Source organism: Rubripirellula obstinata (assembly GCF_001642955.1).
GTDB classification, from domain to species: domain Bacteria; phylum Planctomycetota; class Planctomycetia; order Pirellulales; family Pirellulaceae; genus Rubripirellula; species Rubripirellula obstinata.
The window spans coordinates 1-12,658 of sequence record NZ_LWSK01000142.1 but is presented as its reverse complement, the minus strand read 5'-3'; the positions used below and the strand labels follow the sequence as shown (position 1 = coordinate 12,658).

Genomic DNA, 12,658 nt, shown 5'->3' with positions numbered 1-12,658 from the left:
ATAGCCCAGAGGGCGGCAGATTGCCTTCGTTGTGTCGCCCTCCGGGCTAGCGGTTCTTGTCTCAATCATTCCGGTGGCTGACGCACCGGCAAAAATGTGTCGGCCTCCGGCCTGTTGAACAGGAATGAAAACTAAACCAAGTAAATGCATGTCAACCCCAATGATTTAGCGGCCCAGGCATCGCCCCGCGCGTTGTGGGGCCAGCACGACGCACGCGGCGATGCCCACGCGGTTAAACAGTTATAGGCATACTTCATAGCTTTAGCCTGGCGGGTCATGATGCGACAGATTCTTCCAAACATGGAAGTTAATTTGTGCCCATTTCTAAGCGAGGGAAAGGGTTTGCGATCATCCATGTTCGGCCCCCTCCCGGCCGTTGGAACGTCCGACCTCCCCCGTTGCGCGGTGGAGGTAAATGGTGGCGTTCACCGGGAAGTGTCACTTTTCGCTACGCGAAAGCAGCGTTTGTCGACGCATCTTTCGCGGAGCGAAAGGCGACTATGATTTAAACGACAAATTTAAACGACAAATCTAAACGACAAATCTAAACGACAAGCCGTCGCGCACCCGGCACTGAGCTTTCGTCCCACCGAGACTAGTGGAGCCTGATCGTTGGCATGCTCATAATCTAAATTTATCGTTTGCCCGCACGCGATCACGGTTCACGAACGTCAAACAAACCGAAACTCACCGCCACCCAAGACCCGATCCAGACTGCCGCAAGCAGACACCGGCGTGTAGCGTCCCGTAATGCCGCCGCTGGCGGTAGAACTGATTTCTAGGCGAAAGCTAATTCCATCACCTTCGATGCAGATCGCATGCGAATTGGTTGTCACCGCCGGATCAGAAATGATTCGAGACTTTGTGTCATCAAACCCCATCCCAGCGATCGCAACCGCAGCATGAACGTTGACGTTGCGAGGGTACTCGACGCACGCACCTCGCGTCGGGCCCTCGTAGACCACTTGGCGTTCTCTGTCGCTGCGTCCCAGACTAGCGGGACTTTTGATAGTGTCGATCGTCACACTCTTCAGCAGCGGTCGTGCGTCGCAAATACCATCCAGGCCAAGAATCGCGCCATGAGGAATGTAGAGATGAGTTCCATGCGCTTGGCAAAGTGATTGTGCTCTCTGTGCAAACGCTTCATCGCTGAACGCCGTCACCGAGAAAACCAGCATGTCCGAATTGCGAAGATAAAATTCGCTGTGCTGTTTCAAAACATCCGCGGTTGCACATTCGACAACGAGATCAGCTTGGCAAATGGATTCATCAAGCTGTCGAACGACGGGGCAACCAAGATCAAAGTCGTCAACAAAGTTCGGCGATTGCACGAAAGCAACCGAATGATCCGCCTGTGCCCGAAGATGACGCACCATCTCCTTGCCAATTTTGCCACACCCCAAAAAACCAACACTCGTCATCATTGTTCACACGAAAGAAAGGTACGCGGACTTCATTGCAGATTCGGTCTGGGCCCTTTGCGTTGCTCGAACCTTTGCGTTCTCAAAGCACTGCCCCGAAACACTGCCCCGATTTAGCCAACCGAACTCCAACGGAGGTTAGCAGTCCAGCAAAGACCAGAAAACACCGCCGCATCTTTTTGTTTGCCCCCAAAAGAATTGGGCCCAACCCCGTGAAGGGTTTCCAAATCGTTTAACCGCGTGGGCATCGCCCCGCGCGTCCACGCGGAACGAAACGCGCGGAACGAAACACTGCCCTGATTTAGCCAACCGAACTCCAACGGAGGTTAGCAGTCCAGCAAAGACCAGAAAACACCGCCGCATTTTTTTGTTTGCCCCCAAAAGAATTGGGCCCAACCCCGTGAAGGGTTTCTAAATCGTTTAACCGCGTGGGCATCGCCCCGCGCGTCCACGCGGAACGAAACGCGCGGGGCGATGCCCACGCGGTTAAACGGACTAATCCGTGTTTTCCGGGACCAAAACTCTTGACGGTCCAGGCGATGCCCACGCGGCGAAACAAAACAATGTTTTTTTGCTGGATCAAGACTTTTCACGGCGTTGGATTGGCCACCTCGATGGAGAAGTATTTGCGGTCGAAGAAGATTGCTGCCATAGTGATGTTTTGTGCATTCATTCATTTGCGTTCTACTTTTCTCAATACAGGAAAGGGAAACAAATGCTCATTTCTGAAGAGTTTATCGATGACAGAATTATTGCCTGACGTGATCCGAGTCTTATTGATCGAAGACGATGACATTGATGCACAAGACTTTCGCAGAATGCTTCGAAACAATCCCGATGTGACCTTTGAAATCGGACATGTTCTGCGTTTGGGTGATGCGATTGAGAAGCTGTCCACCGGTGATTTTGATTTATGTGTCTTAGATCTGATGTTGCCCGATGGTTCGCAACTCGATTCGATTGAGCAGATTCGAACACTTGATGGACGCATTCCAATTGTGGTGATGACGGGTGTTGATGACGAAAAGGTTGCGATGTCGGCGATCACACTTGGGGCGCAGGATTACATTCCCAAAGGCGAACTCACTCGGCAGCAAGTGCTGCGTTCTTTAAAGATGGCGGTTGCTCGACAACGAAAAGCGTGTGGAATTGGGGCGAGTGCAAATTTTGATCAGCTTACTCATTTACCCAATAGTCGCAGCCTGCATGCTAAGTTTGCCGAACTGCAGTCATGTTCAACGTACAACTCTTTGCCAATGTCGTTCGCGATGCTTGATTTGGATCACCTATCACAAATCAATGAAGAACATGGTTACTTGGTCGGTGACGCCGTGCTACGAGCGTTCGCAGAGTTGCTATCGATGCTGCGACGAGATGACATTTGGGTTGCAAGGTTCGGCGGTCAACAATTCATCGCCTTGATGCCCAACCATACTTTGGACCAAGCCAATACAAAAATGAGTGATCTCCAGCGCCGACTAGCCAGTGCCGAGATGGCATTTTCTGATGATTGCAAGTTTCGTGCGACCGCATCATCGGGTGTCGTTGCCGTCGAAAGTGAATCGCTGGAAGAAACCTTCAATCTTTGCTGCATGGCCCTGCAAAAATCAAAAGAAGCCGCGTAGGCGGTCTGCCACAAATCGGAAAAAGTGACCGGGACAACAAATGAACTTCCCCCCTCCAATCACTTTTATTTCCCGCATCAATCCGCGACCTAAACTAAAAATCTAAAACGCAAAGTCGCCACGTCGCGAATGCGTTAAGAAGCTTCATTTCCAAAACCTTTGCGACCTTGCGTCTCCGCGCCCTTGCGTTGAAAACCTCCCCATCAACCCTTTTTCTGACTTCTTTGGTCATCGATCACGCACGGGCCGGGGGCCCATGCTACTGGAAGGGGACGGGGGTTATAAGTGAACTTCTCCCCTCCAATCACTTTTGATTCCCCCATCAACCCGCGACCTAAAATCAAAAAACTAAAACGCAAAGCTGCCACGTCGCGAAGGCTTAAAGAAGCTTCATTTCCAAAACCTTTGCGACCTTGCGTCTCTGCGCCCTTGCGTTGAAAACCTCCCCATCAACCCTTTTTTGGCTTCTTTGGTCATCGATCACGCACGGGCCGGGGGCCCATGCTACTGGAAGGTGACGGGGGTTATAAACAAACATTCCCCCTCCAATCACTTTTAATTCCCCCATCAACCCGCGACCTAAACTCAAAAGACTTAAACGCAAAGTCGCCACGTCGCGAAGGCGCAAAGAAGTTTCATTCCCCAAACCTTTGCGACCTTGCGCCTCTGCGCCCTTGCGTTGAAAACCTCCCCATCAACCCTTTTTCTGACTTCTTTGGTCATCGATCACGCACGGGCCGGGGGCCCATGCTACTGGAAGGTGACGGGGGTTATAAGTGAACTTCTCCCCTCCATTCACTTTTAATTCCCCCGTTAACCCGCGACGCAAAATCAAAAAACTAAAACGCAAAGTCGCCACGTCGCCACGTCGCCACGTCGCGAAGACGCCAAGAAGCTTCATTTCCAAAACCTTTGCGACCTTGCGCCTCCGCGTCCTTGCGTTGAAAACCTCCCCATCAACCCTTTTTCTGACTTCTTTGGTCATCGATCACGCACGGGCCGGGGGCCCATGCTACTGAAAGGTGACGGGGGTTATCAACAAACATTCCCCCTCCAATCACTTTTAATTCCCCCATCAACCCGCGACCTAAACTCAAAAGACTAAAACGCAAAGTCGCCACGTCGAGAAGGCGCAAAGAAGCTTTATTTCCAAAACCTTTGCGACCTTGCGCCTCCGCGCCCTTGCGTTGAAAACCTCCCCATCAACCCTCAAGAGTGAAAAAATCAAGAGCCGTTTTGGCGATCTGCGAAGTTACCATGTTGCCTATCCAGCCAGTTTGGCTACAGACTCTTTTCCATCGGCTCTGTGACAACAGCCCTAACCCTAGCGCCATGAAGAGTTCCTAAACCGTTACACCGCGTGGGCAGCACGACGCACGGAGCGATGCCCACGCGGCTTAACGAACTAACTCGTGTTTTCCGAGACCAAACTCTTTACGGCTTTGGGCATCGCCGTGCATACAAAAGTTCTGGTGAACGTTTACGGGTGACTCTGATGAAGGCACAAGTCGCCACCGCTTAACCATAAAAATGCCACGACGCCTATTCAAAAGGCATCGTGGCTTTGAAAGTTTCGGCAAATGATTCTGCCGAAACTAACGACGCCGGCGTCGCCCAAACAGCCCTACGGCCGTCAGCGAACTAATCGCTAACAAGCTGCTTGGTTCAGGTATGGCAACAATTTGAAACTGACCGCCAAGAGGGGTGAGTAGGATTGCGTTTGAACCTGGAAGACCGGTCACTACATTGTTCCCAAATGTGGAATTGATGCTTTGGACACCGCTTAGCAAGGTTTGTACGTTCGCGGGTGACTCGAATTCAAAGTCATAGAAACCCACTGCAGCGTTTCCAGCAATCTCGAAACTAATCGTTGCTAACTCCGCAGCATCGGTTGGACTATCGAATTCATCCAGAAGAAGACTTCCTCCTGAGCCGTTCAGCTCAAAGTCATAATTGATACGATCGGGATTTGCCGTGATCGACGTCGTACCGAAGATCGCTGACGCCGGTGTGAAGTCACTAGCAGAACTGCCAAAGAATGGTTCGAAGCCCAATCCCTCTGAACCAAAGTCGAACCCCAAATTAAAACCTTGGAGCGTACGGTTAGTGTCAGCTTCAGTCGAGTGAATCAGGACTCGCATTGTGCCAGTGGATCCCTGCTGAAAGACAGGGACTTGACTGTCAGTTCCAACGATCTGCACGATAAAGTCAGCTCTTGCAGATGACGCTAAGCCGACACTGGCAACTAATAGTGCCGTCGTCGCCAGGAAATATCTAATCATCTTGTTCTCCGGTTATGAAACTAAATGCGGTCAATCGAGACCAAAAGGGAGTGAAACTAAACCAATCTTAATCGCTCAAAAGAGCCTGGAACCCTCGCGATCACTGACTCGACCTTCATCAACAGAGTTTTCGTTGAGGCCCCCGTTAACGTCCCGAAGGATGTCGTAACCCGTCTGCCCGAAGAAAACTGCCCCTTGCGGCTGAATCGCACCAGTATCTAAAAGGTTAACAAAGTTGTCTTGATTAACATCCCCTGGAAGTACGTTCAGCTGGAAGACAAAGTCACCACCAGCAGTTCCGTTACCTGAATCCGAATCGGTCGTTGGCGAAGTGCTGTAATCACCATCAAGTTGATTCCCTTCAACATCAGTTATTCCGGCCGCAAACGCCGTGATCGTCACCTGGGATGCGTCAAGAGCTGAGTTCAGTCGGATGCGAACCGCGTCACCATCTGGAATAACCGCCAGGATTCCTGGGATAGTCCCCGGAAGCTCATCTGCTCTTACGCCTGCGATAGCCTCGAGTCGGAAATCGTCCACCGTAATGCTCTGGCTGACATCCGTGTCGAAGAAGAACACAATTTCGTTCAAGTTGATCCAAGGTAGAGTCAGCAATTGATCGCCGTTCATCGGTACAGGATATCCGAGATTCGTGTTATCTAGTGGATCTTCATTATCCAAAACGTCAGCGAAGTTGTCCGCCCAGGCAGTTGAGTTAACGTAGACCTGCGTGACTCTTGGTCCAGGCTCAGCAACATCGGCCAAATTGACCGTCACCTGAGCGGTACTGGTCAGTGCTGGCGAGCCATCGCTGACTACGACGTCGAACACATAGGTGTCTTGGAGCTCAAAATTCAAATCCGCTGATGATGAGACGGTGATCTCGCCAGTCGAACTGATTTCAAACGCGGCGGCATCGGGACCACTCAAATCGTAGGTCAATGGTTGCGAACCATCATCACCGTCGTTCGCCAAAATCTGTGCAACGAAATCACCAGCCGCAGCGTCTTCGGCCAATGGCTGAATTGTCGGCACCGTGATCACCGGGGCATCGTTCGCGCTGGTCACATCGACCGTCACGGTTCCGACTGACTGGTTGCCCATTGAATCGGTCAGTCGGTAGGTGAATGAATCCTGCCCAACAAAGTTCGCGATTGGCGTGTAGACAAATGAGCCGGTTGAAAGCATGGAAACAGTCCCATTGCTCGGAAATGATTCCAACGAAGCTGTTAGCCCGAGTCCGGCGGTGTTAGTCTCGTTGGAAAGTACGCCAGTCGCCGCTGGGACGGACAACACGCCGTCTTCGGCAACCATGAAGTTGTCATCAACCGCAACCGCGCCGGCCGTACTGCCATCTATGATAGCCAGCGTCACCGTTCCAACATCGGTTAAACCGTCCGGATCAGAGATCGTGTAGTCGAACGTACTGTTACCTTGATACCCAGCAAAGGCCTGGAAGGACATCGTACCATTACCGATGTACGTCAATGTGCCGACACTAGGTAGCGTTACCGTAGAACCGACGGACAAGGTCGTCCCATCAATGCTGACCGCGAGGATATCACCATCCGGATCAACATCGTTGGCGAGTACGTCAAAGATCTGCATCGCAGTATTGACACCATTAACGCTATCGTCGGTCGCGACCGGAGTCTCGTTAATGTCGTTGACATTGATCGTCACAGTTGCTGAGGTGGACGACGTCGAATCATTGTTATCCGTTACCGTTACGGTCAGGTCGTAGGTCGGTGTCATTTCAAAGTTGGACGAGTTAGCAACCGTAATTGCTCCGGTCAGCATGTTAATCGCAAAGTCGCTTGCACCGGTTCCGCTAAGAGCGAAATCAAACATGTCACCTTCGACGTCGCTAAACAAGACTTGGTTGCCACCAAGAATGTTGTCAACATCAACGCCCAACAATGAGTTTTCGTCAACGCTAAAAATCTGATCCAGAACGACTGGGTCGTCATTCACCGGCAAGAGATCCAGGGTGGCCGACTGCATCACAGTATCAATTCCATCAGTGACGTCGTAGTTGAAAGTCACATCGGTATCATCGTCCGCGGCGGGCGTGAATTCGAAGGTTCCATCATTGTTGTCAACGATTGCCCCGCTGCTGGCAGTCAAATTCGCCACCGAAAGCGTGTCGCCATCGTCATCCAAAGCACCAGCCAACAAGTCGACCGCATTGATCGTCACCACAACGTCCTCATCTGAATCAGCGAGCGCCACCACTGCATCAACCGTCGGTGCATCGTTGACCGGGGTGACCGTGACGTTGACCGTCGCGGTGCCGGTCTCTCCGCCAGCATCGGTGACCGTGTAGGTGAACGTGTCGCTGCCAAAGAAGTCGGCTGTCGGCGTGTAAACCACGCTGTTACCGACCACCGCAACGCTGCCGCCGGCAGGAGCGGTGTCACCGGTTTCCAGCGATACCGTCAGCGAGGCGTCATCAACATCGGTGTCGTTGGCCGACACATCGATCGTGACCGGTGTATCTTCGGCCGTGGTCGCACTGTCGTTGACGGCAACCGGGGCGTCGTTGACCGCCAGAACCGTTAGGTCGAACGTCGTGTCGACGCTCGCACCTTCACTATCGGTCGCGGTCACCGTGATCGTGGTGGTACCGTCATCGCCGTTGAGTGGTGTGCCGCTGAACTCGCTGCCATCGAAGCTGAGCCAAGACGGCAGGCCGCTGGCACTCAGCGTCAACGTCGCATCTTCGACATCGCTGAAGGTGTTGGTCGGAACCGGCAAGCTGTAAGCGGTCCCTTCGGTCGCATCGGCAGCGGTGATCAAGTTGTCGACCACCGGTGTGCTGTTGACGCTGCCCACGCTGATCGAGACCGTCGCGGTGCTGCTCACTCCGCCATCGGCGTCTTCGACCGTGAAGGTGAAGGAGTCGCTGCCGAAGAAGTTGGCGTTCGGCGTGTACGTCAAGTTCGGGGCGGTGCCCGAAAGCGTGCCGCTGGTTGGTTGATCCACGACCGCGAAGATCGTCAGCGGATCGGTCTCGACGTCACTGCCGGTGAGCACGATCGCCACCGGAGTGTTCTCGTCGACGCTGACGCTCTGGTCATCGGCGGTCGGCAGATCGTTGTCCGAGGTGACCGTGATGTTGACGGTCGCTTCGTCGGAGCCACCGCTGCCATCGAGCACCCGATAAGTGAAGCTGTCACTGCCGAAGAAGTTCGCGTCCGGCGTGTAGCTGAAACTGCCGTTGCCGTTGAGCACCAAGGTGCCGTCGGTCGGCTGAGTCAGAGTTACATAAGTCAGGCCCGTGCTATCGACATCCGTCACGTCAGCAGTCAAGTCACCGGCGGTGATGGCCACATCTTCATCAGTCGAAGCGGTTCCATCGACGGCCACTGGTGCGTCGTTGACCGGGGTGACCGTCAAGCTCGAAGTCACGTCCGTTCCTAAGATCGTCACGGTGAACTCCACTTCGCCGTTCCAATCCGCATCTGGGGCGAATGTGTAGGTGCTGTCCATGTTGTCAGTCAGCGTGCCCATGCCTGTAGCCAGAGCCACGCTATCGACAGTCAGCACGCTGTCGACGTCGCTGCTACCTGCTAGTAGATCGGCGTCGCTGAACGTGATGCTGCTGTCTTCGTCGATGCTGCCCAGGTCCACACCATTGATGTCGGCTGCGTCGTCGACGGCGGAGATGTTGATTGTGACGGTGGCGGTATCGACGCCGCCGTTTCCGTCTTGGATCAGGTAGATGAACTGGTCGGTGCCGTTGAAGTCGGCATCGGGTTGATAGTTGAAGCTACCGTCGGAGTTGAGTGTCAGGTCGCCGTTGGCGGTGGTGCTGACCAAGCTGACCACCAATGGATCGCCATCGGGATCACTGTCTTGGGCCATCGGGTCTGGGGCAACCGTGTTATCGCTCAAGACATTGCCACTGAGCGGGCTGGTCGGATCTTCACCAATCGTGAACGCATCATCGACCGCAAGGGGTGCCTGATTCGCCGGTGCGGCCACGTTGATCAGCACCTGAGCCGCGGCGATACCGCCGTTGCCGTCGGTGACGCGGTAGCTGAACGCGGCCAGACCGCTGAAGCCGGCGATCGGTGTGAAGGTGAACGCACCGCTTCCCGAGTCATCGGTGTTTTTGATCGTCACATCGCCGATGCCGATATCGACATTGTCACCAACGGCAGGCCCGCCCGTCGAACCGATTTCCATTCCGTTGATGTGAGTGATCGTCAGGTTGTCGCCATCAAGATCAAAATCGTTGGTCAGCACTTGGACATCGACGGGCAGCATACCGACCGTATTCGCGAAATCACCAATCGCAATCGGACTGTTGTTCCCCGAGAGAATGGCGATCGTCACCGTTTCGGTTGAGGTTGCTCCCTCGAAATCCCTGACGGCGTACTGGAACGTTTCGAGTCCAACAGCTCCCGGATTGGGATTGAACGTGAACGAGCCGTCTACTTGAACAACGACGGTTCCCTTTTGCAAGAACAGAGGGTCTCCCACGCTTGCGGTACTCGAATTCCCAGTGACCTGAGTGACCGACAACGCGGACTGCGGCCCATCAACATCGCTGTCATTGGCAAGCAAGCCTGACGCTTGCACAACACTCAGCGGAGAACCCGCAGCGGTCAGATAGGTGTCTGCGACGGTGTCAGGGCTATCATTGGTGCCAGTGACGATAATCGTTACATCTTGGGATGCAGTGGAGTTATCATCATCCGTGACCGTGATCGCGAACACTGCGGTGACAACATCTCCGGCCCTTAAGAAATCTAATTCACCTTCGGTGATCGAATAATCCCAGGTAACGGTTCCATTGTTGGTGTTGCCACTATCCTCGGCAATGGAGAACGCGTTTTCGATCGTGTCCCTTTGTGTTCCAGTCAAAACAAGCGTTCCGCCACCCTGCTGAATCGCTGACACACTGGATGTTGCTTCGCTCGCCGTTGGCCGATCAGTAAGATCCACGTCCGTAAATACGACTGAACCAACATCACTCAGCACGGTCGCATCATCAGCCTGATCGGCTGTCTCGGTAACAGCACCATCTACATCTACTACGGTGACCGACGGGTCATCATTGGTGCCGGTGATCTCGACGACGAACGTCTGCGTCCCCGTTGAGTTGCCAAGACCTTCCTCGTCATCAATCTCGACGGTGTAGGTCAGCGTCAGAACTTCGCCCTCGGCCAAGTAATCAAACGCCGTTGATCCTGCCGTGAACGTCAACGTTACTTCGCCATTGTCGGTACCGCTCGCCTTGGTCACCGTGCCGACCGAGATCAAGCCAGTCAACGCCGTGGCATCCAAGTCCAAGCCGGTTGTTGTGCCACCAGTGGTCACGCCGGTGATCGAGGCCGTGTGACCGACATCCGTCAGGTCGACATCGGTGAACGTGACGTCAATGTCAGCAGTGATATCGTCCGTATCAGTCTGTTCATTAAGGTTTGTCTGAGCGATCGTGTCGACGACCGGGGCATCATTGGTGCCGGTGATCTCGACGACGAACGTCTGCGTCCCCGTTGAGTTGCCAAGACCTTCCTCGTCATCAATCTCGACGGTGTAGGTCAGCGTCAAAACTTCGCCGTCGGCCAAGTAATCAAACGCCGTTGATCCCGCCGTGAACGTCAACGTGACGTCGCCATTGTCGGTGCCGCTCGCCTTGGTCACCGTCCCGACCGAGATCAAGCCAGTCAGCGCCGTGGCATCCAAGTCCAAGCCGGTCGTTGTGCCAACAGTGGTCACGCCGGTGATCGAGGCCGTGTGACCGACGTCGGTTAGGTCGACATCGGTGAACGTTACGTCAATGTCAGCAGTGATGTCGTCCGTGTCAGTCTGTTCGTCAAGGTTCGTCTGAGCGATCGTGTCGACAACCGGACCATCGTTGGTACCGTTGATCGTCAGCGTGACGCTCTGCGAGACCGTGTCGGTACCCGAGACGACATCAAAACTGACCTCATAAATCGCACTTTCGCCAGCGTCTAGGAAGTCGAACGCTGCACGGTCGTAGCTGATCTCACCGGTGCCGCTGTTCACGCTGATCAGGCTCGTGTTGGCCGTCGCCGAACCCGTCGCAGCAGCGACTGCGATGCTGCTGCCGTCAAGCGATGGCGTGTCGGCATCGTCGATATCCGAAGCAGTCACCAATTCGTCAAACAGATCGATCGTGACCACATCAGGCGTTCCCGTGTCGCCTTCGGTATCGACCGCCGGATCGACCGAAGTCACCTGCGGCGGATCATTCACGCCACGCACCGTGAAGGTGACCGATCCGGTGTCCGTCAGGTCACCGTCGGTAGCCTCGAACGTCACCACAACAGGAATCTCTTCACCAGCGTTGAGCGACTGGTAAACCGCCGCACCGCCATCAAAGGCGAACGCACCGGTGGTGTCGTTGTACGTGATTCCCGCAGTCGCAAGGTCCGCTTGCGCGACACCCTCGACCGTCACACCGGTGAAGCTCAAAGAACCGGGCGTCAACATGTCATCCACGTCGGTCGCAAACGTGCTGATCGGAATGTCGGTCGGTCCAGAAGGAGCGTTGGTCAACGTCCCGCCAAACGTCTCGTCTTCATCCACCGTCGGGAACGTGCCCGCCGCAATCACGTTGGCCACCGGACCATCGTTGGTACCGTTGATCGTCAGCGTGACCGTCTGCGGAACCGTATCAGTGCCCGAAACGATGTCGAAGCTGACCTCATAAATCGCACTTTCGCCTGCGTCTAGGAAGTCGAACGCTGCACGGTCGTAGCTGATCTCACCGGTGCCGCTGTTCACGCTGATCAGGCTCGTGTTGGCCGTCGCCGAACCCGTCGCAGCAGCGACTGCGATGCTGCTGCCGTCAAGCGATGGCGTGTCGGCATCGTCGATATCCGAAGCAGTCACCAATTCGTCAAACAGATCGATCGTGACCACATCAGGCGTTCCCGTGTCGCCTTCGGTATCGACCGCCGGATCGACCGAAGTCACCTGCGGCGGATCATTCACGCCACGCACCGTGAAGGTGACCGATCCGGTGTCCGTCAGGTCACCGTCGGTAGCCTCGAACGTCACCACAACAGGAATCTCTTCACCAGCGTTGAGCGACTGGTAAACCGCCGCACCGCCATCAAAGGCGAACGCACCGGTGGTGTCGTTGTACGTGATTCCCGCAGTCGCAAGGTCCGCTTGCGCGACACCCTCGACCGTCACACCGGTGAAGCTCAAAGAACCGGGCGTCAACATGTCATCCACGTCGGTCGCAAACGTGCTGATCGGAATGTCGGTCGGTCCAGAAGGAGCGTTGGTCAACGTCCCGCCAAACGTCTCGTCTTCATCCACCGTCGGGAACGTGCCCGCCGCAATC

5 protein-coding genes are annotated in these 12,658 nt (G+C 54.6%); 2 read left to right on the top strand and 3 right to left on the bottom strand.

Translation table 11 applies throughout. From position 1 onward, the window contains the following. Positions 1-671: 671 nt before the first annotated feature. Positions 672-1,424: an aspartate dehydrogenase domain-containing protein gene (locus RC85_RS22360; RefSeq protein WP_068266968.1), complete on the bottom strand. Its 753-nt coding sequence runs from the start codon at positions 1,422-1,424 to the stop codon at positions 672-674. Between the two features lie 499 nt (positions 1,425-1,923). Here RC85_RS22360 and RC85_RS27660 point away from each other — a divergent pair, with 499 nt between their 5' ends. Together RC85_RS27660 and RC85_RS22350 are read left to right on the top strand one after the other, a co-directional pair. Next, positions 1,924-2,181, top strand: coding sequence for a hypothetical protein (locus tag RC85_RS27660; protein ID WP_068266967.1), 258 nt, complete (start codon positions 1,924-1,926; stop codon positions 2,179-2,181). Beyond that, complete coding sequence (locus tag RC85_RS22350; RefSeq protein ID WP_068266966.1) at positions 2,162-3,046, top strand: GGDEF domain-containing response regulator; 885 nt, start codon at positions 2,162-2,164, stop codon at positions 3,044-3,046. Before RC85_RS27660 ends, RC85_RS22350 begins: the two co-directional genes overlap by 20 nt. 1,595 nt (positions 3,047-4,641) lie before the next feature. Here the strand turns inward: RC85_RS22350 and RC85_RS22335 are convergent. Continuing rightward, positions 4,642-5,328 carry a PEP-CTERM sorting domain-containing protein gene (locus tag RC85_RS22335; protein ID WP_068266963.1) on the bottom strand — a complete coding sequence of 229 codons (687 nt, stop codon included), beginning with the start codon at positions 5,326-5,328 and terminating at the stop codon, positions 4,642-4,644. A gap of 75 nt (positions 5,329-5,403) precedes the next feature. Next, positions 5,404-12,633, bottom strand: a complete 7,230-nt coding sequence (locus tag RC85_RS22330) for a tandem-95 repeat protein (RefSeq protein ID WP_238383204.1) — start codon at positions 12,631-12,633, stop codon at positions 5,404-5,406. Positions 12,634-12,658 lie beyond the last annotated feature (25 nt).

Bases quoted from the DNA above. Each gene is read 5' to 3' on its own strand.
- RC85_RS22360 (WP_068266968.1), bottom strand. From the start codon at position 1,424: ATGATGACGAGTGTTGGTTTTTTGGGGTGTGGCAAAATTGGCAAGGAG.
- RC85_RS22350 (WP_068266966.1), top strand. From the start codon at position 2,162: ATGACAGAATTATTGCCTGACGTGATCCGAGTCTTATTGATCGAAGAC.
- RC85_RS22335 (WP_068266963.1), bottom strand. From the start codon at position 5,328: ATGATTAGATATTTCCTGGCGACGACGGCACTATTAGTTGCCAGTGTC.